26 protein-coding genes are annotated in these 22460 nt (G+C 67.7%); 12 read left to right on the forward strand and 14 right to left on the reverse strand.

The window, feature by feature from the left end; all coding sequences use genetic code 11:
• Positions 1 to 22: 22 nt before the first annotated feature.
• On the forward strand, positions 23 to 253 hold the full coding sequence (locus HDA39_RS37515; RefSeq protein WP_184803466.1) for an SCO4848 family membrane protein: 231 nt from the start codon (positions 23 to 25) through the stop codon (positions 251 to 253).
• Here HDA39_RS37515 and HDA39_RS37520 read toward each other — a convergent pair.
• The gene (locus tag HDA39_RS37520) at positions 243 to 1034 is read right to left on the reverse strand and encodes an AraC family ligand binding domain-containing protein (RefSeq protein WP_184803467.1); all 792 of its coding nucleotides are present in this window, start codon (positions 1032 to 1034) and stop codon (positions 243 to 245) included. The two genes, HDA39_RS37515 and HDA39_RS37520, sit on opposite strands and share 11 nt — an antisense overlap.
• 55 nt (positions 1035 to 1089) lie before the next feature.
• On the opposite strand from HDA39_RS37520, the gene HDA39_RS37525 reads away from it, so the two are divergent.
• Positions 1090 to 1989: a M55 family metallopeptidase gene (locus HDA39_RS37525; RefSeq protein ID WP_184803468.1), complete on the forward strand. Its 900-nt coding sequence runs from the start codon at positions 1090 to 1092 to the stop codon at positions 1987 to 1989.
• Between the two features lie 45 nt (positions 1990 to 2034).
• Positions 2035 to 2457 carry a DUF2000 family protein gene (locus HDA39_RS37530; protein ID WP_420488775.1) on the forward strand — a complete coding sequence of 141 codons (423 nt, stop codon included), beginning with the start codon at positions 2035 to 2037 and terminating at the stop codon, positions 2455 to 2457.
• Here the strand turns inward: HDA39_RS37530 and HDA39_RS37535 are convergent, their stop codons facing one another.
• The 3 genes from HDA39_RS37535 to HDA39_RS37545 all read right to left on the reverse strand — a co-directional run bounded on the left by HDA39_RS37535 (position 2458) and on the right by HDA39_RS37545 (position 4508).
• Positions 2458 to 3528 (reverse strand): sigma-70 family RNA polymerase sigma factor, encoded by a 1071-nt coding sequence (locus tag HDA39_RS37535; RefSeq protein ID WP_184803471.1) that lies wholly within the window; start codon positions 3526 to 3528, stop codon positions 2458 to 2460. It abuts the gene before it with no gap.
• Positions 3529 to 3673: 145 nt separating this feature from the next.
• Complete coding sequence (locus tag HDA39_RS37540) at positions 3674 to 4048, reverse strand: peptidase inhibitor family I36 protein (RefSeq protein ID WP_184803472.1); 375 nt, start codon at positions 4046 to 4048, stop codon at positions 3674 to 3676.
• Between the two features lie 262 nt (positions 4049 to 4310).
• On the reverse strand, positions 4311 to 4508 hold the full coding sequence (locus HDA39_RS37545) for a hypothetical protein (protein ID WP_184803473.1): 198 nt from the start codon (positions 4506 to 4508) through the stop codon (positions 4311 to 4313).
• A gap of 336 nt (positions 4509 to 4844) precedes the next feature.
• Here HDA39_RS37545 and HDA39_RS37550 point away from each other — a divergent pair, with 336 nt between their 5' ends.
• Complete coding sequence (locus HDA39_RS37550; protein WP_184803474.1) at positions 4845 to 5312, forward strand: Imm1 family immunity protein; 468 nt, start codon at positions 4845 to 4847, stop codon at positions 5310 to 5312.
• Between the two features lie 61 nt (positions 5313 to 5373).
• A complete protein-coding gene (gene cutA / locus HDA39_RS37555; RefSeq protein WP_184803475.1) occupies positions 5374 to 5709 on the forward strand; it encodes a divalent cation tolerance protein CutA in 336 nt (111 codons plus the stop codon).
• Here the strand turns inward: cutA and HDA39_RS37560 are convergent.
• The gene (locus HDA39_RS37560) at positions 5678 to 7030 is read right to left on the reverse strand and encodes a helix-turn-helix domain-containing protein (RefSeq protein ID WP_184803476.1); all 1353 of its coding nucleotides are present in this window, start codon (positions 7028 to 7030) and stop codon (positions 5678 to 5680) included. The genes cutA and HDA39_RS37560 overlap by 32 nt on opposite strands.
• 630 nt (positions 7031 to 7660) lie before the next feature.
• Here HDA39_RS37560 and HDA39_RS37565 point away from each other — a divergent pair.
• From HDA39_RS37565 to HDA39_RS37580, 4 genes are all read left to right on the forward strand, one after another.
• On the forward strand, positions 7661 to 7996 hold the full coding sequence (locus HDA39_RS37565; RefSeq protein ID WP_238356255.1) for a serine integrase family protein: 336 nt from the start codon (positions 7661 to 7663) through the stop codon (positions 7994 to 7996).
• A gap of 198 nt (positions 7997 to 8194) precedes the next feature.
• The gene (locus HDA39_RS37570) at positions 8195 to 8455 is read left to right on the forward strand and encodes a hypothetical protein (RefSeq protein WP_184803479.1); all 261 of its coding nucleotides are present in this window, start codon (positions 8195 to 8197) and stop codon (positions 8453 to 8455) included.
• Between the two features lie 9 nt (positions 8456 to 8464).
• Positions 8465 to 9319, forward strand: coding sequence for a DddA-like double-stranded DNA deaminase toxin (locus HDA39_RS37575; protein WP_184803481.1), 855 nt, complete (start codon positions 8465 to 8467; stop codon positions 9317 to 9319).
• The gene (locus HDA39_RS37580; protein WP_184803483.1) at positions 9316 to 9741 is read left to right on the forward strand and encodes an Imm1 family immunity protein; all 426 of its coding nucleotides are present in this window, start codon (positions 9316 to 9318) and stop codon (positions 9739 to 9741) included. Before HDA39_RS37575 ends, HDA39_RS37580 begins: the two co-directional genes overlap by 4 nt.
• 581 nt (positions 9742 to 10322) lie before the next feature.
• On the opposite strand, the gene HDA39_RS37585 is transcribed toward HDA39_RS37580, so the two are convergent.
• Genes HDA39_RS37585 through sdhC form a run of 4 tightly spaced genes read right to left on the reverse strand, consistent with a single transcriptional unit; the run spans position 10323 to position 13631 of the window.
• Positions 10323 to 11027, reverse strand: a complete 705-nt coding sequence (locus HDA39_RS37585; protein ID WP_184803484.1) for a succinate dehydrogenase iron-sulfur subunit — start codon at positions 11025 to 11027, stop codon at positions 10323 to 10325.
• Positions 11027 to 12769 carry a succinate dehydrogenase flavoprotein subunit gene (sdhA, locus tag HDA39_RS37590; RefSeq protein WP_184803485.1) on the reverse strand — a complete coding sequence of 581 codons (1743 nt, stop codon included), beginning with the start codon at positions 12767 to 12769 and terminating at the stop codon, positions 11027 to 11029. The genes HDA39_RS37585 and sdhA overlap by 1 nt, the downstream gene beginning before the upstream one ends.
• 12 nt (positions 12770 to 12781) lie before the next feature.
• Positions 12782 to 13237, reverse strand: coding sequence for a succinate dehydrogenase hydrophobic membrane anchor subunit (locus HDA39_RS37595; protein ID WP_184803486.1), 456 nt, complete (start codon positions 13235 to 13237; stop codon positions 12782 to 12784).
• A gap of 1 nt (position 13238) precedes the next feature.
• Positions 13239 to 13631 carry a succinate dehydrogenase, cytochrome b556 subunit gene (gene sdhC, locus HDA39_RS37600; RefSeq protein ID WP_460658522.1) on the reverse strand — a complete coding sequence of 131 codons (393 nt, stop codon included), beginning with the start codon at positions 13629 to 13631 and terminating at the stop codon, positions 13239 to 13241.
• Positions 13632 to 13781: 150 nt separating this feature from the next.
• On the opposite strand from sdhC, the gene HDA39_RS37605 reads away from it, so the two are divergent.
• Positions 13782 to 14597 (forward strand): MBL fold metallo-hydrolase, encoded by an 816-nt coding sequence (locus tag HDA39_RS37605; RefSeq protein WP_184803487.1) that lies wholly within the window; start codon positions 13782 to 13784, stop codon positions 14595 to 14597.
• On the opposite strand, the gene HDA39_RS37610 is transcribed toward HDA39_RS37605, so the two are convergent.
• Positions 14594 to 15805 (reverse strand): glycosyltransferase, encoded by a 1212-nt coding sequence (locus HDA39_RS37610; RefSeq protein WP_184803488.1) that lies wholly within the window; start codon positions 15803 to 15805, stop codon positions 14594 to 14596. The two genes, HDA39_RS37605 and HDA39_RS37610, sit on opposite strands and share 4 nt — an antisense overlap.
• Positions 15802 to 16956 (reverse strand): glycosyltransferase family 4 protein, encoded by a 1155-nt coding sequence (locus HDA39_RS37615; RefSeq protein WP_337926055.1) that lies wholly within the window; start codon positions 16954 to 16956, stop codon positions 15802 to 15804. The genes HDA39_RS37610 and HDA39_RS37615 overlap by 4 nt, the downstream gene beginning before the upstream one ends.
• Positions 16957 to 17199: 243 nt before the next feature.
• Between HDA39_RS37615 and HDA39_RS37620 the strand changes: the two genes are divergently transcribed.
• On the forward strand, positions 17200 to 18774 hold the full coding sequence (locus HDA39_RS37620) for an acyl-CoA mutase large subunit family protein (RefSeq protein WP_184803490.1): 1575 nt from the start codon (positions 17200 to 17202) through the stop codon (positions 18772 to 18774).
• On the opposite strand, the gene HDA39_RS37625 is transcribed toward HDA39_RS37620, so the two are convergent.
• Genes HDA39_RS37625 through HDA39_RS37635 form a run of 3 tightly spaced genes read right to left on the reverse strand, consistent with a single transcriptional unit; the run spans position 18771 to position 20999 of the window.
• On the reverse strand, positions 18771 to 19958 hold the full coding sequence (locus HDA39_RS37625; RefSeq protein WP_184803492.1) for an amidohydrolase: 1188 nt from the start codon (positions 19956 to 19958) through the stop codon (positions 18771 to 18773). The two genes, HDA39_RS37620 and HDA39_RS37625, sit on opposite strands and share 4 nt — an antisense overlap.
• A 37-nt stretch (positions 19959 to 19995) precedes the next feature.
• On the reverse strand, positions 19996 to 20478 hold the full coding sequence (locus HDA39_RS37630; RefSeq protein ID WP_184803494.1) for a hypothetical protein: 483 nt from the start codon (positions 20476 to 20478) through the stop codon (positions 19996 to 19998).
• The gene (locus HDA39_RS37635) at positions 20460 to 20999 is read right to left on the reverse strand and encodes a hypothetical protein (RefSeq protein WP_184803496.1); all 540 of its coding nucleotides are present in this window, start codon (positions 20997 to 20999) and stop codon (positions 20460 to 20462) included. The genes HDA39_RS37630 and HDA39_RS37635 overlap by 19 nt, the downstream gene beginning before the upstream one ends.
• A gap of 349 nt (positions 21000 to 21348) precedes the next feature.
• Here HDA39_RS37635 and HDA39_RS37640 point away from each other — a divergent pair, with 349 nt between their 5' ends.
• Positions 21349 to 22440, forward strand: coding sequence for a BMP family lipoprotein (locus HDA39_RS37640; RefSeq protein WP_337926056.1), 1092 nt, complete (start codon positions 21349 to 21351; stop codon positions 22438 to 22440).
• Positions 22441 to 22460: the final 20 nt, after the last annotated feature.

The following is a 22460-nucleotide window of genomic DNA, read 5'->3' on the forward strand; positions in this document are numbered from 1 at the left end:
CCCCTACGTGCACACTGGCAGGGTGAAACTGGAACGTAAGCATGCCCTGGTGCTGATCGCGATCGCGGTCTGGAACGTCGTCACGTACGTGACCTTCATCAAGAACCTGGCCACCACGGAGGACCGCCCGACCGGGTACTACGTCGCGCACACCGTGCTGATCGTGGTCAACCTGCTGATCGCCGGGCTGCTCGGTACGTGGGGCGTGAAGGCGTACAAGGCGTCTCGGCGTACTGAGGACATCAAGGTCTGACGAAGCTGCTCGGAGTCACACCGAGCATGCGGCGGAAGTGCCTGGTCAGGTGGGACTGGTCGTAGAAGCCGGCCAGCGTCGCGACCTCGGCGGCCGGGCGGCCCTCCAGTAGGTAGCGTCGGGCCAGGTCGACGCGGCGGCCGGTCAGGTACCGGTGGGGCGGCATGCCGAACTCCCGGCTGAACGCGCGGACCAGGTGCGCCGGATGCGCGTGCACCAGCGTCGACGCCTCGTCCAGCGTGATCCCGCCCGGCAGGTGCGCGTCCAGCACCTCGCGTAGCCGGCTGGCGACTCCCGCGTCCCGGCGGTCAGGCGGTGCGATGACCTGGCGCCTGAGGTGCTGGCGCAGTCGCTCCTCGATCAGGGTGAGGCGGCTCTCGGCCTCCAGCGGCTCCTGGCCCAGAGCCAGTACGCCGTGCAGCTGCTCGATGCGCTGCCGGAGCAGGGGGTCGAGCAACTCCGGCTGGTCGACCGCAGCGCCGGTCAGCTCGGTGCCGAGCCGGTCGGGCTCCAGGTAGAGCACCCGCTTGCGAAATCCCTCCGGGCGGACCGAGCGGCCGTCGTGCGGCACGTTGGGCGGCAGGATCGACACCTGCGCGCGGCTCAGGTCGTGCTCGCGCTGGTCCAGGTCGTACCGGACGACGCCCTCGTCGACGAGCAGGATGGTCCACGCGTCGTGGGTGTGACTCGGGTACGCGTGCGACGGGAAGTAGGCGTGCAGGACCTCGACGACACCGTTCAGTCCCGGTCGCCAGGCCCTGACCTGCGCACTCGCGCTCACCCTTCGGAACACTACGCTTGCCTGCGGACGGCTGCGGAGAGGGCGGGGGACTCGGGTGAAGGTCTACATCAGCGCGGACATGGAAGGCATCACCGGCCTGGTCGACGCGGAGGACGTCCAGCCACCCGGCCGCGACTACGAACGCGGCCGCGGCCTGATGACCGAGGACGTCAACGCCGCCGTCCGCGGCGCGTACGCCGCCGGCGCGTCGTACGTGCTGGTCAACGACGCCCACGGCCCGATGCGCAACCTGCTGCCCGACCTGCTTGACCCGCGCGCCCTGCTGATCAAGGGCCGCCCGAAGCCGATGGGCATGATCGAAGGCCTCACTGTGGACTTCGACGCCGTGGTCTGCGTGGGCTTCCACGCCCGCGCCGGGACTCTCGGCGTCCTCAGCCACAGCTTCATGGGCCACGAGATCGAGGACATCTGGCTCGACGACAAGCTGACCGGCGAGATCGGCCTCCTGCACGCGGCGGCATCGACGTACGGCGTCCCCGTCGCCGCCCTCACCGGGGACAACACCGCCTGCACCGAAGCGACGGCCTGGGACTCCCAGATCCACACCTACCCCGTCAAACAGGCCAAAGACCGCTTCGCCGCCCAACTGGTCCCGGTCGCCGAGTCCCGCTCCGGCATCGAACAGACCGTCCAGAGAGCACTCACAACTCTCCCCACGAGGCCCGACCCCGCCAGGCCAGCCTCCGCCAGGCCCGCCGCCGCTCCCGCCCTCGCCGCCGAGGCTGATTCGCCGGCCCTCTCCAAGACCGTCCACCAGCTCACCGTCCGCTGGCAGTCCGCTTCAGTCGCCTCTCACCTCCTCGCCATCCCTGGCCTCGAAAAAACCGACGACCGCACCATCACAACCCAGGGCGACATGCTCCACCTCTACCGCCTCTTCAACCTCTACCTCCGCGTCGCCACCGCCGTCACCAGCAATCCGCCGTATTGCTAAGAACGTACAAGCCAGCGGGCCGTCCGACGCGGCAAGTTGGAGCCTGTGGATGAACAGATCAGATTCGACACCAAGCTCGCGGTGCTGCTGCGGGACGACTTGGCGACCTGGCAACGGCTGAACGTGACGGCGTTCCTCGTGTCCGGCCTGGCCGCGACGATGCCCGAGCTCACCGGGCTGCCGTACGAGGACGCCGACGGTACGCCGTACCTCCCGATGTTCCGCCAGCCTGTGCTCGTGTTCGAGGGGTCCAAGGAACAGATGACGGTCTCGCACGGGCGAGTGCTCGGGCGGGAGCTGAAGCACTCGGTCTTCACCGCCGATCTGTTTGCCACCGGCAACGATCGCGACAACCGCGCGGCCGTGAAAGCGGTCCGGCAGGGCGAGCTCGACCTGGTCGGGATCGCCCTGCACGGCCCGAAGAACGCCGTGGACAAGGTGCTCAAGGGTGCGCGGATGCACCCCTGACTACCGAGGCTCGAACGATCGCCAGGTCGCACCCCGGTCGGTGCTGGTCGCGACCGACCGGCCTTGGTCCAGATTCTGCGGACCGGTCGCAACCAGCCCGTAGAGGAGCCTGTCGTCGCCCTGCAGCGAGTTCAGGGCGGCGACCACGGAGCGGCCGGTGAACTCGCCGCTCGGGCTGATCCGGTAGCTGGAGGGCTTGGTCTCATCGCTGTCGCGACCAAGGAGCAGGGCCGTGCCGTCGCTGAACGCCAGCGGACCACCGTCCCGAAAGTCCGGAGGATCTTGCACCGTCCGCCAGGTCCGGCCGGCGTCGGTGGACAGGCGGACGGCTTCGATCTTCTCCAGCGTCGCCCCGTCACCCCATGAGGTCGCGACGGCGGTCTGCCCGTTCTGGCTGACGGCCAGGGTGCTGGCCGGGTTTTCGGGGTCCAGCGGCGCGTGCTTCCAGGTCCGGCCGCGGTCGTCGGTCCAGGCGATGTCGCTGCGTGATCCGCTGAGCCATTCGCCGGTGACCACCCACCAGCGGCCGGTTGCGTCCCGGACCGGCGCGCGGGGGTTGACCTGCCCCTCGACCTCGATGTCGTCCGCGAACTCCTGTACGAGTGGCGCGAGCCGTGCCCGCCCTCGGGTCAGCCGGGCTTTGACCGTGCCTTCCGGCACCCCGAGCTGGATCGCGACCTCCCGCACCGGCAGGTCGACGATGTGGTGCAGCGTGATCGCTTCCCGCTGCTCCAGCGGCAGCTGCCGCAGCGCGTCGACTAGGTGCACGTGGTCAGGCGACAGACCCGGTACGTCGATAGGCGGGGTCGAGGCGGCCTCCTTGGCCAGCAACCCGCGGTAGCGGTTCAGGCGGCGGAAGCGGCTGCGCACCACGTTCAGCGCGACCACGCGCAGCCAGGCCTCCGGGTTGTCCACGGCGGCGAACCGGCGCGGCTTCTCCACCGCTCGCACGAACGCCTCCTGGACAGCGTCTTCGGCCTCGCCGAGATTCCCGCAGATCGCGTACAGCTGCGCGACCAGGCGGCGGTAGCAGCCGTCGTACAGGTCACGCAGGCTCTCGTCCTGGGTCATTCACACCCACCCCTTGTTCGCTGTTCACGGTGGGACGACTCCCGGCGGTGGCCGGTTGGTTGCAGGTTGGCTCGGTTGTTTCGTGAACACAGCACAGCGCCCCGGAGACCAAGTGGTCTCCGGGGCGCCGTGAGCGACGTTCAGGTCAGCAGACGAACTGGAAGCTCTCCGCGTCGTTGTCGAAGCCGACCTGCTCCAGGTTGGAGTAGTTCGTGTTCGCGGCCAGGTCGACCGAGCGGCCGGCGAAGTTGTCGTCGGCGTACAGCCGGATCGTGCAGGCGGTCTCGTTGCGGACCGACGAGATCTCGTTGTCGCCGTCCCAGCCGTCGATGTCACAGCCGTCCGGGCAGTTGGCGGGCGTCGCGTCGACGTACTGGCTGCCGGTGAAGTCCGGGTCCTCCCACATCCGGACGTTCCCGGCGGCCGGTGCGGCCTCGGCCGCGTTCGCCGGGCTGATGGCGCCGAATCCCGCGACGGCGAGTCCACACGCCAGGGTGGCTGCTACACGCTTGCGGTACATGTCGCTCCTTCTGTCAGCGGATCTAACGGAACGCCTTCCAGCTAAGGCGGCCCCGGTGTCAGCCCGCTGTCACCTGACTGTCGACACACACCCGCGCGCTGTCCGAGACCTGTACGCCGAACGGTCGTTGCGCAGCCGACATGTTCACCTCGGTACGACGGTGTACCGCGTGCGCGCGGGGGCACATGCCGAACCCCCGGGGCCCATCAGGGCCTCGAGGGTTCAGCAGAGGAATTCGAGTGCTGTTGATGCCGGCCGAACGTCAGAGACGACCAGCGACAGCGAATGCGGTGAGCGCCAGGATCAGCGATGTGACGCCCGTCAGCGCCTCGGCGAGCCGGCGACGGTGCAGTCGGAACCAGCGCAACCGTAGACGGTCCACGAGGGCGTAGAACGACGCGCGCGGAGCAGCCGACTGGTCGGCGACCGCCGGCTGCGGAGATTCAAGCGTGGTGAGCACGGGAAATATCTTCCCCAGCAAGTTGCCACGGGCGACTGTCTGCACCCAAGAAGAGAGGGTCACCACGTGCCGCCTCGGGCAAACCTCACAAGTACGCAACGACCGGTTGGGTTGCATCGACGCCCATCACGTCGCCACTGCCGCCGATAAGCACTCGCTCAAGAAGATTGATGTATCAAACCATGCCCTGCGAGGCGACTGAAGGGTTCGATTTGATACGCGGTTCGACTCCCGTGACCCGCGCAAAGCACGCACAGCTCCCAGGCGGGATCACAACTTTACGGTGTACTGGTCCGGCGACCAGAAGGTCCACCGGGGGACCGGGAAGGGGATGGCGTGAGCAACACTTTGACGGGCTTCTACGAGCGCGAGACTGTCAAGGTCACCTCGGGTGGTGATCTGGTGGCTCTGCTGGACAAGGTCGGTGCGCTTGCTCGCCCGACGTGGCTCCAGCTTGAGTCGCCCGCTCATGAGGTCCTGACGATTGGTCTGGGGCAGGACTTCAGCTCACTGAGGTTCAGTGAGGGCCTGGACGCGGGCGACGAGCTGTACCGCTCCGTGGGCACGCTCGCGGAGCCCATGGACGCCGAGTTCGACATGGGGTCTGTGCCGACAAGGATGGATACCGATAGCGCGATTCCAACGGCCGAGGCTCGGGCTGCGGCGATCGAATTCCTGAGCACCGGCCAGCGGCCGAATGCCGTGGCGTGGACAGTTGTGCCGATGCCGGACGGGGAGCCCGATCCAGTCGATGGCTGGGACGCCTTCGCCACAATCAATGGCTTACTGAAAGGCCAGGGCTAGCGATCCTGCGTGCGGATGATTTCGCTAGGCTGACTACCTAGCGACCAAGGGAGAGACACGCGTGTCCGACGCCACTTACGTTGTAGGCATCACCACGACCGACAGCGAAGAGGCCGCGGAGACCCTCGCCGCAGGCCTGGTACGAGACGAGCTGGCCGCTTGCGTCCAGATCTCAAGCCCGATCAAGAGCTTCTATCGGTGGGAGGGCGCCGTCCAGACCGACACTGAGTGGCAGCTCTGGATCAAGACCACCGGCGAGCTGGCCGAAGTCGTTACCAGCTGGATTCGCGAGCATCACAGCTACGACGTCCCGGAGCTTGTCTTCCTGCCGGTCACGGCCGGCAATCCCGACTACTTGAAGTGGATTACGAACGAGACGCGCTCAAGCCAGCCGTGATCTGACGCCGCAGCCGCAGTGCCGGTGTTGTCCCGGCGGGCAAGCTCGATGCCAGATCTTCCAGCTTCTTGCGAGCGAAGTTGGCCTCGGTGCGCGTGACGATCCGGATTGCGCTTTGACTGAGGTCGCCAGCTTTCTCGAAGTCGCGGGCATGCGCCGCCGCTGTCGCCAGCTCGGCCAGCACCAGTCCACGCACCTTGTTGTCGCCAAGTGAAAGCGATCCGAGGAGCGAGTTGGCCGCGGCGTCCGCCTCGCTGTGGTTCAGCCGGGTGTACGTCGCGACCGTTGAGCTACCGAGTCGGCTGGCAGTGAAGAAGCCGGTCCAGGGACGTTCGGTCCGCGGGCTGGCGAAGTCGAAGGCGGTCATCGCCCGGTCGAGGGCGCGGAGTGATGTGGTCGACTCGCCGGAGCGAGCAGTTTCCTCCGCGAGGCGGATGGCGATCCACGACCGAGTGGCCGGCGCGTTCATGCCACTGACTGCCGACTCGGCCCGCTCGAGCATGCCGACTGCGGATCGACTGTCGCCGCGACCGGCCGCCAGGTAGCTCCAGTAACCGAGGGCACAGGCGGCGAGCGCGCCGTCGCCGGTCTGGTTGGCCAGCTGCAAGGCGCGTCGCCAGGCATTCACGGCTGGCTCGGCCGAGCCGAGATCGAAGTGCATCCAGCCAAGCAGTGCGTCGCTTTCCCCCATCGCCACCAGCAGACGATCGCGCAGGTTGGATTGCTGGGTGTTGGCGAGGAGCGAGTCGAGCATCTGCCGGTGCTTCTGGAGGTCTCGCAAGATGTCGCGTGCCGGGCGCGTCTCCTCGGCCGTATAAAACTCTGCGGTCCGGTCTTCGACCAACTGCACGGTTGTGCGGTCGACGACGCGACCGCGCAGAACGCTGTCACTGAGGCGCTGCCATGGGGTGTCGGACAGCCAACTGCTGCTGGCGGCGACGACCGCCCCAGCGGTCTTGAACAAGTCTCTCCGGCGCACGTCGGGTCCTTCGTGGTCGGGCGGGTAACTTCTTTCCAGGTTAGAGACTTTTTCAATGTCGTTACATGCATCAGATGCTTTATGACTGAGCGTGAACCACAGCAAACGCGGCGGAATCTGCAACGCGTGCGCCCAGCGATCGAGCTTGTCCAGGTCGTGCACGGGCGTCTTGCTGCGCTCGATGCGGCTGACCTGGCCCTGGGTGAGTCCGAGCCACTGCCCGACAAGGGCCTGCGTCGGCTCCGGCCGTTGGAGTTTGCGGTAGCTGAGGAGCAGTTGGCCGAAGTGGCGCTCGGCGGCAGCGGCCAGTAACGCGGAATCCTGCCAGAAGTCATCAGGCAAGGTAGGAGCGACCAGGATCAGGTCCGGAGCGCGCCGAAGGCACGGCCCACACTGATCATCACGGTTGTCCGCTGCCAGATGCGCGCCGCATGACCGACAGGCTCGCCTCTCCGGACGCGTCACCCTTCCAACACTACCGGTCACCGACGCTCATATGTACGACACGCATATCCGCAGATAGGCGTATGCGCCGGTGTCGTTTCCCATCACCGAGCGTCATTGGATGGTTGTCCTCCGACAACCGACTTGCTCGACGGGGATGTGTGGACCATGTACCACCTGATGTGGCCCCTCTGGCTGCTGGCCAGTGTGCTCTACGCCTTCATACTCCGTGACATCGCGATGGAGGTAAGCGGCGAATGACGACCCTCGCGGAAGCTCCACTCCCCACCGACCGCTGTGTCCGAGTCTGGTTCGGTGAGCACGTCATCGCGGAGTACACCGATGAGCCAGTGGCTGCGCTGCGGCACCAGGCCGCAATGACTCGGCGCTTTGCCAGTTTGCGGGTCACCATCGAGCCGGCGGTGTCCGATGCAAAGCTCTCGTGACGGGGCAGTGTCGCCGACCATGGTGGGATCGGCTCTGGGAGCGCCTGGTCGCCAAGTTCAGGCAGTGGACGGACGAGGGGTGTTGAGCGGCGACACCGACTACACGCGTCCACTTCTGCTCGGGTACATCCTCAAGCATCTACTCATGACCGATGGCGAGCTGGCCGACCTCAAGGACCAGCTGGAAGAGTTCGCCAAGGCCGAGGGCTTCGCGATGGGCACGATCTATGTCGACGAGACCGACACGACGCCAGCGGCATTTCAAGCTCTGATCGAGGCAGTCAACCGGTACGAGGTGACGACCGTCGTCCTCCCGAGTCGTTTGCACTTCGACGCCCTCGCCGTGACCCACGACGTCAGGAACACCTTCGAGCGGGCGACTGGCACACGGGTCGTCATCGCGAGCGACACTCCATGAACTGGTGGAGCCGGTAGGGAGTCGTCCTCAGCCCTTCGGTGCAATGTGATCGCTGCACACTCACCGGTTCCGCCGCTCCAACCTCCCGCTAGAGGCGTTGACTCGCCTGGGAGTTGCCGCGCCGTCCTGTCCGGTCGTCGAGTCCCGGGCACGGCGCGGCCTGTCTATCCGCCCCAACTGCCCGAAGCGAGGTAGCACATGTCTCAGGTCCAGCAACTCCAGATGCAACTCCACCAAATCGCCAACGAAGCCAAACAGGCCGCCGGTGGGTTGGCCGGATTCAAGCAGCGCTTCGCTCAGAGCAGCACGCAGGTCGAAGCCCTGATCGCCGGCACCACCACCGGTGTTGACCGCGACATTGCCCAGATCCTCGATACCGCCGGCAAGGCCGTCGACCAAGCCGTCGAGTCGCTACACATCGCCTCGAACGGCTGTGCCAGCTACGCCAACCAACTCTAGGCCGCACTCGTGCCGTCCGAACTCCAACGAGTAGCCCAAGGACTCGTTGACAGCCTCAACGAGATCCCCCGCGTCATCGCCGCGCTCGACGCCCGGGTCCGCATCTGCCGCGACCACGCCGCGATAGTGATGCAGCTGTCCGGCGGCAGCGCGACTATGGTCGCCCAGCAGCTCGACGCCGCCGCCCGGGCCTGTGAAGCTGCCGCGAATTACCTCTCGCAGGCGCCGCCAAAGGCCCATGGCTGGGCACAGCAGATGGTCGACGGCATCCGCACCACCGGGCCGACCGGCGACGGCACCGCTCGTCGAGCGGATGCGCCGGGCAGCAGCACGCCGCCCACGGATCGTCGGCCGGACGACGACCAGCCGGAGCCGGAAGGGGGCAAATCGGGTAAGACGGCGGGGGCCGGCGACAAGTTAAGGCGGGAGGATGAAAGGTCGCCACGCCAAGGCGTCAGGAGCGGCCGAGAAGTAGTAGACAAGCTGCCGAGGCGCGTCGTCGTACAAGGCCAGCGAGTGAAGACCCGTGGCAGGTGGATCGATGGCGACGGCGGGGAACATGATCTCATCAGCGGCCAGCACGAAGAGGAGTACGGCGAAGCGCAGCGTCACGCCGAGCGTCTCGGACGCGTACGGCGCGGTGCGAAACTGAGCACGGCCGCTGACGTCGAGCTCAAGTTCGCGATGAAGATGCGACGCGAAGGCATCACCCGAGCAACCATTTACCTGAACAATCGGCCGTGCGTGAAAGATATGAGCTGCACGACCCTCCTGCCCGAGTTCTTGCCGCCGGGTAGCGAGTTGACGATCTACGGACCAGACGACTACGAGAAGACCTTCCGAGGAGTTCCGGAGACCCCATGACGAAGATCAGGAGCTATTTCACCTTCGCTCACGAAGACGACCCGGTGTGGATCACTACGCCGCAGGATGTCGATCGCCTCATCGATGCGCTCCTGCGCGAGCCATTCGAGAACTCGGTTGCCGCGCTGTACGTCGACGGTCGCACCAACGAAAAAGGGTCCACCGACCACGAGCTGCTAGTCGCCGTGAACGAGCGCGATCAGGTCGGGGGTCTGCGGTATCTCGCAGATACGGGCAGCTTCTACGCCGCCGGCGAGCGCAGTCGCTACGACGAGCTGACGTACTACTACATGGGAAGCGAGCGACCATTCCCCAAGGACTCTGAGCTTTCGCTCGACCTGATCCGTCAGGCGGTCAAGGAGTTCCTGACGACCGGCGGTGATCGGCCGAGCGACATCGAGTGGAACGAGGCAACCAGCTGATTGATCCCCTTGTTCCCCGGCCGTCTCGGCTATCTACAGATCGCTCAGCCACTCTTGTAGTCCGCTGTCTCCTTGGCGAAAGCTACAAGCAGCACGTCCGGCTGATCACCTCAGCGAACAGCCGTCTGTGGCCGTCCTGGGTTGGGGTGTCTCTGCCGGTCGTAGTGTGCCGTCGACCAGCCCCGCCGTGGGATGGAACGTCCGGGCGCAGTGGTTGCTGCGCGGCTGGGAGCGGTAGCTCCTTGTCCCCGGGCGCCGGGGCGCACCTGCCAGGTCACCGTGCGCCCGCCCACCCACTCCGCTGTCCGATGGAACGTCGGGCGCGGTGGTTGGTGCGCGGCTGGGAGCGGCAGCTCCTTGCCTTCCGGGGGTCGGGGTGTGGACTGCCGATCGCCGCCCAAACCACCCCGCCGCCGGATGGAACGGCGAGCGCGGTGGTTAGTGCGCGGCTGGGAGCGGCAGCTCCTTGCCTTCCCGGGGTCGGGGTGTGGACTGCCGATCGCCGCCCAAACCACCCCGCCGTCGGTTGGAACGACGAGCGCGGTGGTTGGTGCACGGCTGAGAGCGGAAGCTCCTTTCCCTCAGACCCGACGGAAGATCAAAGCTCGTTTGACCTCCTGGATGGCCTTGGTGACCTCGATGCCCCGCGGGCAGGCGTCGGTGCAGTTGAAGGTGGTGCGGCAGCGCCAGACACCCTCCTTGTCGTTCAGGATCTCCAGGCGCTGCTCGGTGCCCTCGTCGCGGCTGTCGAAGATGAAGCGGTGCGCGCCGACGATCGCCTGCGGGCCGAAGTACTGGCCGTCGGACCAGAACACCGGGCAGGACGTCGTACAGGCCGCGCAGAGGATGCACTTGGTGGTGTCGTCGAAGCGCTCCCGGTCGGACTGGGACTGGATCCGCTCGCGGCTCGGCTCGTGCCCGTCGGTGACCAGGAACGGCATCACCGCGCGGTAGGCGTCGAAGAACGGCTCCATGTCGACGACCAGGTCCTTGAGCACCGGCAGGCCCTTGATGGGCTCGACGGTGATCTCCTTGCCCGGGTTCAGGTCCTTGATCAGCGTCTTGCAGGCCAGCCGGTTGCGGCCGTTGATCCGCATCGCGTCCGAACCGCAGACGCCGTGCGCGCAGGAGCGGCGGAAGGTGAGGGTGCCGTCCTGCTCCCACTTGATCTTGTGCAGCGCGTCCAGCACACGGTCGCCCGGCTGCAGGGTGACCGAGTAGGTGATCCACTCGGACTCCTCGGTGACCTCCGGGTTGTACCGGAGGATCTTAACCTTGACGTCCATCAGTACTTGCGCTCCATCGGCTTGTAGCGAGTCTGGACGACCGGCTTGTAGTCCAGCCTGATGTTGATGTTGCCCTCGGCATCGACCTCGCGGTACGCCATCGTGTGCCGCATGAAGTTCACGTCGTCGCGCTTGTCGTAGTCCTCGCGGAAGTGCCCGCCGCGGGATTCCTTGCGCTCCAGCGCCGAGACCACGAGCACCTCGGCCAGGTCGATCAGGAAACCGAGCTCGACGGCCTCGAGCAGGTCGGTGTTGAACCGCTTGCCCTTGTCCTGTACGGCGACGTTCGCGAACCGGGTCTTCAGGCCCTCGATGTCGACCAGCGCCTGCTTCAGCGAACCCTCGGTCCGGTACACCTGCGCGTTGATGTCCATCGTGGCCTGCAGGTCGGTCCGGATCGCGGCCACCCGCTCGTCCCCGGTGGCGTTGCGCAGCCCCTCGACCAGGTCGACGACGAAGTCCTCGGGCCGCTCCGGAAGCTCCTCGAACTCCGCGGTCCCGGCGTACTCCGCGGCCGCGATCCCGGCCCGGCGGCCGAACACGTTGATGTCGAGCAGCGAGTTCGTGCCCAGCCGGTTGGCGCCGTGCACGGACACGCAGGCGACCTCGCCGGCGGCGTACAGGCCGGGGATCACGTCGTCGTTGTTGGCCAGCGCCTCGCCACGGATGTTGGTCGGGATGCCGCCCATCGCGTAGTGCGCGGTCGGGAAGACCGGGATCTGCTCGGTGTACGGCTCGACGCCGAGGTAGGTCCGGGCGAACTCGGTGATGTCGGGCAGCTTCGCGTCGATGTGCGCGGGCTCGAGGTGGGTCAGGTCGAGCATCACGTACGCCTTGTCGGGCCCGCAGCCGCGGCCTTCGCGGACCTCGTTCGCCATCGCGCGGGCCACCATGTCCCGCGGCGCGAGGTCCTTGACCGTCGGCGCGTACCGCTCCATGAAGCGCTCGTTGTCCGCGTTGCGCAGGATCCCGCCCTCACCACGGGCCGCCTCCGACAGCAGTACGCCGAGGCCGGCCAGACCGGTCGGGTGGAACTGGAAGAACTCCATGTCCTCCAGCGGCAGGCCCTTGCGCCACACGATGCCCATGCCGTCACCGGTCAGCGTGTGCGCGTTGGACGTCGTACGGAAGACCTTGCCGAAACCGCCCGAGGCGAACACGATCGACTTGGCGCTGAAGATGTGCAGCTCACCGGTGTCCAGCTCGTACGCGACCACGCCGGTCGCACGACCGGCGACCATCAGCAGGTCCAGCACGTAGAACTCGTTGAAGAACTCGACGTTCTGCTTGATGCACTGCTGGTACAGCGTCTGCAGGATCATGTGGCCGGTACGGTCCGCCGCGAAGCACGAGCGCCGTACGACGGCCTCGCCGTGGTTGCGGGTGTGGCCACCGAAGAAGCGCTGGTCGATCTTGCCCTCGGCCGTCCGGTTGAACGGCAGGCCCATCTTCTCCAGGTCGAGCACCGCGTCGACGGCCTCTCGGCACATCACCTCGGCGGCGTCCTGGTCGACCAGGAAGTCACCGCCCTTGACGGTGTCGAAGGTGTGCCACTCCCAGTTGTCCTCCTCGACGTTGGCCAGCGCGGCGCACATGCCGCCCTGGGCCGCGCCGGTGTGCGACCGGGTCGGGTAGAGCTTGGTGAGCACCGCGGTCCGGGTCCGCTTGCTGGACTCCAGGGCCGCGCGCATCCCCGCGCCGCCCGCGCCGACGATCACTACGTCGTACTGGTGCCGCTGCATATTCAGATGTCCTTACTTGCAGACCGTCAGTGTGCTGTTCGGGTCTAGGCAGGGGTCGAAGGTGAAGATGACCAAGGTTCCGAGCACGACGATCACGATCGAGGCGGTGATCAGCAGGGCCTTCAGCCAGAACCTGGTCTGGTCCTTCTCGGCGTAGTCGTTGATGATCGTGCGCATCCCGTTGGTGCCGTGCAGCATTGCCAGCCACAGCATCAGCAGGTCCCAGACCTGCCACAGCGGGTTGGCCCACTTGCCGGCCACGAACCCGAAGTCCAGCGCGGTGATCCCGCCGCCGAGCATCAGGTTGACGAACAGGTGGCCGAGCACCAGTACGACGAGCGCCAGGCCGGACAGCCGCATGAACAGCCAGCCGTACAGCTCGAAGTTGGTCTGGCCGGAGCGGTTGCGGCCGCCGCCCTTGAGCGAACGCGACCGGCTCGACGAGCGGGGCTGAGCGATGTCGGTCATGTCAGCCTCCGAAGACGTGCATCAGGTGCCGGATCACGAACGGCACGAACAGCACGACCCAGACGACACCGACCCCGATCATCAGCTGCCGCTGGTAGCGCGGGCCCTTGGCCCAGAAGTCCACCAGGATCAGCCGGATGCCGTTGAAGGCGTGGAACAGGATCGCGGCGACCAGACCGACCTCCATCAGGCCGACGATCGGGTTCTTGTAGGTGCCGATCACCTCGTTGTACGCCTCCGGGGAGACCCGGACCAGCGCGGTGTCGAGCACGTGCACCAGCAGGAAGAAGAAGATCCCCACGCCGGTGATCCGGTGCGCCACCCACGACCACATGCCCTCGCGGCCCCGGTAAAGCGTGCCTACTGGCTTGCCGGCCACTGCCGAACCTCCCACGATGCTGGTGTGCTTACATTTGATGCTATTCCCCTGCCTGGACTGTTCCGGACCGCTCAGGTGTGACATCGGTCGCGCGCAGGTGAGTTCCAGCGGGGTTCAGGATCATTGAACGGGCTGACGAGACCGAACAGTGAGGAGGCGGCAACGGTGGGTTTCTGGATCTGTGCGACCTGCGCGGTCGAGCACAGCGAGCAGGTCGAGGTCTGCGCGATCTGCGCCGACGAGCGGCAGTGGGTGCCGGCCGACGGCCAGCACTGGACCACGCTGGAGGAGCTGGCCGCGGCCGGCTACACGGTGAAGCTGAAGGAGGTCGAGCCCGGCCTGCACGGGATCACTTCCGAGCCGGGCGCCGGGATCGGGCAGCAGTCGATGCTCGTGCAGACGCCGGAAGGCAACCTGCTCTGGGACCCGATCGGCTACCTGGACGACGCGGCCGTCGAGGGGGTACGCGCGCTCGGTGAGGTGAAGGCGATCATCGCCAGCCACCCGCACATGTACGGCGTACAGGTGGAGTGGAGCAAGCGGCTCGGCGACGTACCGGTGTACGTGTCGGAGGCCGACGCCGAGTGGGTCGCCCGGCAGGACCCGGTGATCCGGACCTGGTCGGGCCAGCTCGACCTGCTGCCGGGGGTCACGCTGATTCAGCCGGGGGGACACTTCCCGGGCAGTGCGATCGTGCACTGGGCGGAAGGGGCCGACGGCAAGGGTGTGATCCTTGCCGGGGACACCCTTTTCGCGAATCCGGACCGGACGTCGGTGAGCTTCATGCGTTCGTACCCGAACCGGATCCCTTTGTCGGGTGCGGTCGTGGACCGGGTCGCGAAGGCGTTGGACGTGTTCGCCTACGACCGCCTGTACGGGAACTTCGGTGGCGCGATCCCGGTCGACGCCAAGCAGGTCGTCCGGTTCTCCGCGGACCGGCATGCCGCGTGGGCCCGCGGAGACTACGACCACCTGACCTAGGCGGCCATCCTGTTCTGAGTCAGTTGGGTGTGCAGCTTGAGCATGTGCTGCACGCACGTGTCCCAGTCGTAGAGTTCGGCCCGCTTCCGGGCCGCGGCTCTGCGGCCGGGCACGGTCGTCAGCTCCTGTACGGCGTCCGCGAGCGCGCGCGGGTTGGCCGGAGCCCAGCGCCCGCAGGTCGCATCGACCAGTTCACGCGCGCCGCCGGTGTTCGCGGTGACGACCGGAGTGCCGGCCGCCAGCGCTTCGAGGACGGCCAGGCCGAAGGTCTCGCCCGGGCAGACCGACAGGGCGATGTCGGCCTCGGCGAGGTGCCGGGCGAGCGTCGTCCGGCCGTCGACGTACCCGTGGAAGTGAACGGGCGCGCTGCCGGCGATCGCGATGAGCTCGTCGAGGTGCGGGCCGGATCCGTACACGTCCATCCGCAGCGGTACGCCGCGCTTGTGGAGCTCGGCGGCCGTCGCGACGGCCAGGTGCGGGCTCTTCTCCCGCGACAGACGGCCGGCGTGCACGAGCTTCAGCAGCCCGTCGTCGACCGGCTCGGCGCGCGACGGGTGGAAGGTCTCCAGGTCGACGCCGAGCGGGATCCGGATCAGCGGCGTGGTGACCTCGTCGAACTCGGCGGCCGCGTAGCGCGACGTCACCACCACCGCGTCGTACGTGCGGCTGAGGAGTTTGTAGAGCGCGCCGACTCCGGCGGCCACGCCGAACTGGCGGTACTGGCCCGGCTCGCCGCCCCACCATCCCGGCCTGAGGACCTCCCCGCTCCGGCGGGTCTGGCGAGCCGCTCGCAGCGACAGCATCGCGTCCAGGCGTTCATGGCTGAAAAGCACCGAGCCGATGTCGTTCTTCTTGGCCCAGCGCGCGACCGGGAGCAGCGTCGACTTGTCGGAGATCTCGACCGTGGTCGGCTCGAAGCGTTCGAGGGTCTCGATCACCCGCCACGGGTCGGTGATCAGGCGGTAGCCGCCGCCGACCTTCGGCGCCTTCATCCGGACGATCGTGCCGTGCTCGGTCTTGGTCACGCTGTCGCGTTCGCCGGGCGTGATCAGGATCCGTTCGGCGCCGGCCTCGACGTAGCCCTGGCCGAGGTGCTCGATCGCAGTCCGCATGCCGCCGGACGTGGGCCCGACGAAGTTCGCCAGCTGGGCGATCCGCAGGCCCGTGGCGTGCGGTCGTTCGCCGTACGGCGTGAGCTGGTGGGTCATGCGGCCCGCCGGACCCGCGCCGCGCGGGGGTTCGCCGGACGGCCTGCGGTGTGGGCCGCCATCACTTCCGCGTAGTGCCGGTCGACCAGGTCGTCGACCACCGCGGGCCAGGTCCGGGTCTGCACCCGGCGCAGCCCGTGCGCGGCCATCGAGGCCCGCGCGTCGGGGTTGTCGAGCAGGAACGACACCGCGTCCCGCAGCGATCCGGCCTGCCCGGGCTCGAACAGCAGCCCGTTCTCGCCCGGGTGGATCAGGTCGAGCGGACCACCCGCGGCCGGGCCGACCGTCGCGACTCCGGACGCCTGCGCCTCCTGGATGGTCTGGCAGAACGTCTCGTGCTCACCGGTGTGCACGAACACGTCCAGCCCGGCGAAGATCGACGCCAGCTCGGCGCCGCGCCGCATTCCCAGGAATGTTGCCTCAGGCAAATTGTGCTCCAGTGAGTGGCGGTCCGGGCCGTCGCCGACGATCACGACGTGGCAGCCGAGATCGGTGAGTTCGGCGAGCCGGCGGACCTTCTTCTCGGCGGCCAGCCGGCCGACGTACCCGACGATCGGCTTGCCGTCGGGGGAGATCTCCTGGCGCCACTGCTCGTCGCGGTGGGAGGGATCGAACAGGTCGAGGTTCACGCCGCGACCCCAGTGCTGCACCCGCGGTACGCCGGCCTCGACCAACTGCTGCATCGCCGCGGACGACGGCGCGAGCGTCCGGTCGACGCGTGAGTGCGTCCGCCGCAGCCAGGCCCACACGGCCCGGTCGGTCTTGGCGAACCACGGGTACTGCCGGGCGAACCCGGCGATGTCGGTCTGGAAGATCGCCACCGTCGGCAGCCCGAGCCGGCGCGCGGCCCGCAGCCCGTACGCGCCGAGGATGAACGGCGACGCGAGATGTACGAGCTCCGGCTTGAAGTCGGCCATCGCCCGCTCGATCCCCGGATCGGGCAGCCCGACCGGAAACTCCTTGTAGCCAGGGATCCCGAAGCTCCGGGCCCGAATCACCCGCACCCCGTGGTAACTGTCCGGCCCGGGGCCGGCGGCAATGATCAGCAGCTCGTGGTCCCGCGCGAGCAACCGGTCGGCGACATGACGAACCGTGTTCGCCACGCCATTGATCTGCGGCAGGAAGGACTCAGCGACCATCACGATGCGCACGCCTGAAAGGTTCCCCACCCCCGGTGAACCCTCGGCGACGCCTCCATGACCGAACGCCGATCCGTGGACGACACTGTCCGGGCCTGCCGATGACGCCCGGGTGACCACGAAGCGACCACGGGTAGCGCCCAGCCGAACACCGGGCGTCACTCCACCCTGGGTTGAGACCTCGCTCACGGTGCGTGCTCGATCTCACCAGGCCAGGCGTACCAGTACCGGCACTGGGCGGCTTACCGTGGGGGGATGAGCCATCAGACCGAGTCCGGGTCGGACTTCCAGCCCGTGTACGGGCCGCTCGACGGGTTCGATCCGGCGGAGAAGCTGGGGGAGCCGGGGCAGTACCCGTTCACGCGCGGTGTCTACCCGACCATGTACACGCAGCGGCCGTGGACGATGCGGCAGTACGCCGGGTTCGGGACGGCGAAGGAGTCGAATCAGCGGTACCACCAGCTGATCGACGCGGGGACGATGGGGTTGTCGGTCGCGTTCGACCTGCCGACGCAGATGGGGTACGACTCCGACGCGGAGCTGGCGCACGGGGAGGTCGGGAAGGTCGGCGTGGCGATCGACTCGATCGACGACATGCGGATCCTGTTCGACAAGATTCCGCTGGACCAGGTGTCGACCTCGATGACGATCAACGCGCCGGGGTCCGTGCTGTTGCTGCTGTACCAACTCGTCGCGGAGGAGCAGGGCGTCAGCGGCGACAAGCTGACCGGGACGATCCAGAACGACGTACTCAAGGAGTACATCGCCCGCGGCACCTACATCTACCCGCCGAAGGAGTCGCTGCGACTGATCAGCGACATCTTCGGGTACTGCCAGGCCGAGCTGCCGCGCTGGAACACGATCTCGATCTCCGGCTACCACATGGCCGAGGCGGGGGCGACGCCCGCGCAGGAGATCGCGTTCACGCTGGCCGACGGGATCGAGTACGTCCGCGCCGCGGTCGCCGCGGGGCTCGACGTCGACAAGTTCGCGCCGCGGTTGTCGTTCTTCTTCGTCGCCCGGACCACGCTGCTGGAGGAGGTCGCGAAGTTCCGCGCCGCCCGCCGGATCTGGGCGCAGGTGATGCGCGACGAGTTCGGCGCCGAGAACCCCAAGTCGCTGATGCTGCGCTTCCACACCCAGACGGCCGGCGTACAGCTCACCGCGCAGCAGCCCGAGGTCAACCTGGTCCGCGTCGCCGTGCAGGGCCTGGCCGCCGTACTGGGGGGCACGCAGTCCCTGCACACCAACTCGTACGACGAGGCGATCGCGCTGCCGACCGAGAAGGCGGCCCGGCTCGCGCTGCGCACGCAGCAGGTGCTGGCCTACGAGACCGACGTGACCGCGACGGTCGACCCGTTCGCCGGCTCGTACGTCGTCGAGGCGCTGACCGACGAGGTCGAGGCCGCGGCGCGGGAACTGATGGACCAGGTCGAGGAGTACGGCGGCGCGGTGGCCGCGATCGAGAAGGGCTTCCAGAAGCAGGAGATCGAGCGGTCGGCGTACAAGATCGCGCTGGAGATCGACAGCGGCGAACGGGTCGTTGTCGGGCTCAACAAGTTCCAGGCCGCCGAAGAGGAGCCGTACGAGCCGCTCCGCGTCGACCCGGCGATCGAGGCGCAGCAGGTCGCGCGGCTCGAGAAGCTGCGTGCAGAACGTGACCAGGCCGCCGTCGACAAGGCGCTGACCGATCTGCAGAACGCTGCCCGAGGCAACGACAACTGCCTCTATCCGATGAAGGAGGCCCTGCAGGCGCGCGCCACGGTCGGCGAGGTCTGCAACGCACTCCGCGAGGTCTGGGGCGTCTACGTCCCGACCGACGCCTTCTAGTCCAGCAACGCCGAGGACACCAGGACCTTCGTGCCGAGGGTGATGGCGTCCTCGGACGGGTCGAAGCCCGGCGTGTGCAGGTCGGCCGCCCGGTCCTCACCCAGCGGCCGTACGCCGAGCCGCGCCATCGCGCCCGGCACGTGCTCGAGGTACCACGCGAAGTCCTCGCCGCCGAGGCTCTGATCCGTCTGCGCGAGCGCGTCCGAGCCGAGCGTCTGCTCGACCGCGGTCCGGAACACCTCGATCGCGGCCGCGTCGTTCATCACCGGCGGGACGCCGTGCGTGACCTCGGTGTCCACCTGTACGCCGTACGGCGCGACCAGCTGCTCGGCGAGCCCCGGGATCAGCTCGGCGGCCAGCCGCCAGGCGCTCACGTCGAGGCAGCGCAACGTGCCCTCGGCCTCGCCGCGCGCCGGGATCGCGTTCGCGGCCGAGCCGGAGGTGATCCGGCCCCAGACCAGTGACATCCCCGCGCGCGGGTCGACGCGGCGCGACAGCGCTGCGGGAAGCTCGGTGACCAGCGTCGCGAGTGCGTAGACCAGGTCGCCGGTCAGGTGCGGGCGGGACGTGTGCCCGCCCGGACCGGTCAGCCGAACGAGGATCCGGTCGGCCGCGGCGGTCAGCGCGCCGACCCGCAGGCCGACCTGACCGACCTGCAGCCGGGGATCGCAGTGCAGCCCGAAGATCCGCCGTACGCCGTCCAGGCCGCCGGCGGCGATCACGCCCAGCGCGCCGCCGGGCATCACCTCCTCGGCGGGCTGGAAGATCAGCCGCACCCGCCGGTCGAGCAGCCCGTCGCGGGCCATCCCGGCCAGCACGAGCGCCGCGCCGACCAGCGCGGAGGTGTGGATGTCGTGGCCGCAGGCGTGCGCGACGCCGTCGATCGTCGAACGCCACGGGTTCCCGACCGCGTCCGGCACCGGCAGCGCGTCGATGTCGGCGCGCAGGGCCACGCAGGAGTCGCCCGACCCGATGTCGCAGATCAGCCCGGTCCCGGTCGGCAGCACCTGCGGCGACAGCCCGGCGTCGACGAGTTGTTGCCTGATCACCTCGGTCGTCCGCACCTCGTGCCACCCGAGCTCCGGGTGCGCGTGCAGATCCCGCCGTACGGCGATCGACTGCTCCCGCACCTCCTCGACGCGAGCCGCGACGTCGGACAGCAACAGGTGGTGCGAGTTTCCCATCGGCCGATCATCTCATCCGGCCGATGGGACACCCGGATCACCCAGCGGACGCGGACTTGCTCCGCGCGACCACGAAACTCCATCTCGTCCCGGTGACCGTGGTCAGCCGCAGGTTGACCACGCGGTCGTCAGTGAGAACAGTCAGCTGCGTCGGAATGCCGTCGCAGGTGGCCGTCCAGGGCTCGTCGCCGAGGCCAGTCACCGTCATCGCACCCTCGCCGCGGCACCGGGCGTATAGCGAGTACTCCGGCCCGAACCTCCCGCTGAACGGGGTGCTGCCCGCAGTGCTGCCGGACTTGGTGAGCAGGACCTGGTCACCCGGCTGCGCCGTCACCGTCACGTCGTCACCCGGTGCGGTCGTTGCGACGGTCGGGATCGCGGCCGGCGGAGAGGACTCCGCCGCCGGCCCGGATCCCGTTCGGCCGCACCCGGTGGCCAGGACGAGCACGGCACACGCCGTACCCACCCAGGCCGCTGCCGTCCTTGTCATCGTGGTGCCGATCAGTAGTGGATGCGCCACTCGGCGATGCTCGGGGCGCTCGCCGTCCACGACTGCCGGGTGGTGCCCGCGCCACCCCCGTACCACGAGTAGGTGCTGTTGCCCTTCACGTTCTCCTTGTAGATGCCCCGCTCGCAGTAGACCCGGCTCTTCGGCTTGACCGGGAACGTGAACCCGGCGCTGTAACCGGTCTGCATCGAGGTCGAGACGTCGGCGGTCAGCGAGGCCTCCATACTCGCGAAGATCGCTGCCTTGACCTCGGCCTTTACTCCCACACTCACCCCGAAGCTGACGGTCTTGCTGGTCGTCGACGAGCAGGAACCGGTCGCCGTCCGGTCGAGCTGGTTGAGGTACGAGTGCTTGTAGCCGACCACGAACGACACCGGGATGCGCTGGGTGATCGTGCTGCAGGCCTTCCAGTGCGTACCGGACCTGCAGCTGGTGGCGGCGCTCGCCCCGGGCGCCTGGACCACCGTGAGAGTGGTGGCGGCGACCATCAGCCCTGCCGCGGCGGTGCCGAGTCGTCTGCTGCGTACGTTCATCGTGGTTTCCCCTCGAACCGGCGACCGCCGATCGCGGTCGCACCCAGTAGGGCTCAGCCCACACCGGGTTACGGGCCTGAGGCAATGATTCTGCAGGTTGCTGCAGGCAAGCACTACGTAGAGTGACCAATTGTCACGAGATTGTCACCGGGGAATGGTCACGGACGGTGACAGGTGGCGACGGACCGGAGGAATTGCGGTCGTGTGACGCACCGGCCGGTCACTTTCCGGTATCGAGGCTCTCGTGACGTTCAAAGAAAGCAGGGGTGGCCCCTATAGTCTGCGGATGCGGCACGCTGGGGAAGGCGTGCGGCACACCTTGCAATCGGTTCGACGAAGGAGACGTCCGGTGAAGAAGTACGTGCGGGGACTGGCGATCGTGAGCGCGTTGACGCTCGCCGTCGCCGCGTGTGGCAGCAAGCCGACCGAGGACTCGGCCGGCGGAGGGAACGACGCCAACAAGGACTTCAAGGCGTGCATGGTCTCCGACTCGGGCGGTTTCGACGACAAGTCGTTCAACCAGACGTCGTACAAGGGCCTGGAGGACGCGGTCAAGTCGCTCGGTGTCACCGAGGCCAAGGCGGAGTCGAAGTCGGACAACGACTACCCGACCAACATGCAGGCGATGGTGACGCAGAAGTGCAACATCATCGTCGGGGTCGGCTTCAAGCTGAACGACTCCACCTTCGAGGCGGCCAAGGCGAACACCTCGGTCAAGTTCGCGCTGGTCGACCCGGGAGACCTGGCGACGCTGCCGAAGGCCGACAACGTCAAGCCGCTGGCCTTCAACACCGCGCAGTCGAGCTTCCTGGCGGGCTACCTGGCCGCCGGCATGAGCCAGACCGGCAAGGTCGGCACCTTCGGCGGGATCAAGATCCCGACCGTGACGATCTTCATGGACGGGTACGCCGAGGGCGTGCGCTACTACAACCAGGCCAAGGGCAAGAACGTCACCGTGCTCGGCTGGGACGACGCCAAGCAGACCGGGCTGTTCGCGGGTGACTTCGAGGACAAGGCGAAGGGCCAGAACACGGCGCAGAACCTGATCACCCAGGGCGCCGACATCATCTTCCCCGTCGCCGGTCCGGCCGGACTGGGCGGTCTGCAGGCCGCGAAGGCCAGCAACGGCAAGGTCAACGCGATCTGGGTCGACACCGACGGCTGCGAGAGCGCCGCGGAGTACTGCAGCGTGCTGCTGAGCAGTGTCTTCAAGGGCATGGACGTCTCGGTCCAGGACGCGATCAAGGCCGCCGTGGACGACAAGTTCGACACCACGCCCTACGTCGGCACGCTGGAGAACAACGGCACCGGGCTGTCGCCGTACCACGAGTTCGACAGCAAGATCCCGGCCGAGCTGAAGTCGGAGATCGACCAGCTGAAGAAGGACCTGATCAGTGGCAAGGTCCCGGTCGCGTCGAAGGCGCAGCCGAAGGCCTCCTGACCCAGGAGACATCTCCGTAG

Source organism: Kribbella italica (assembly GCF_014205135.1).
Taxonomy (GTDB): Bacteria; Actinomycetota; Actinomycetes; order Propionibacteriales; family Kribbellaceae; genus Kribbella; species Kribbella italica.

What these genes read in the sequence shown, in the direction of transcription:
- HDA39_RS37535 (WP_184803471.1), bottom strand. Translation starts at nt 3,528, where the DNA reads ATGACCCAGGACGAGAGCCTGCGTGACCTGTACGACGGCTGCTACCGC.
- HDA39_RS37540 (WP_184803472.1), bottom strand. Translation starts at nt 4,048, where the DNA reads ATGTACCGCAAGCGTGTAGCAGCCACCCTGGCGTGTGGACTCGCCGTC.
- HDA39_RS37570 (WP_184803479.1), top strand. Translation starts at nt 8,195, where the DNA reads ATGTCTCAGGTCCAGCAACTCCAGATGCAACTCCACCAAATCGCCAAC.
- HDA39_RS37580 (WP_184803483.1), top strand. Translation starts at nt 9,316, where the DNA reads ATGACGAAGATCAGGAGCTATTTCACCTTCGCTCACGAAGACGACCCG.
- HDA39_RS37585 (WP_184803484.1), bottom strand. Translation starts at nt 11,027, where the DNA reads ATGGACGTCAAGGTTAAGATCCTCCGGTACAACCCGGAGGTCACCGAG.
- sdhA (WP_184803485.1), bottom strand. Translation starts at nt 12,769, where the DNA reads ATGCAGCGGCACCAGTACGACGTAGTGATCGTCGGCGCGGGCGGCGCG.
- HDA39_RS37595 (WP_184803486.1), bottom strand. Translation starts at nt 13,237, where the DNA reads ATGACCGACATCGCTCAGCCCCGCTCGTCGAGCCGGTCGCGTTCGCTC.
- HDA39_RS37610 (WP_184803488.1), bottom strand. Translation starts at nt 15,805, where the DNA reads ATGACCCACCAGCTCACGCCGTACGGCGAACGACCGCACGCCACGGGC.
- HDA39_RS37620 (WP_184803490.1), top strand. Translation starts at nt 17,200, where the DNA reads ATGAGCCATCAGACCGAGTCCGGGTCGGACTTCCAGCCCGTGTACGGG.
- HDA39_RS37625 (WP_184803492.1), bottom strand. Translation starts at nt 19,958, where the DNA reads ATGGGAAACTCGCACCACCTGTTGCTGTCCGACGTCGCGGCTCGCGTC.
- HDA39_RS37635 (WP_184803496.1), bottom strand. Translation starts at nt 20,999, where the DNA reads ATGAACGTACGCAGCAGACGACTCGGCACCGCCGCGGCAGGGCTGATG.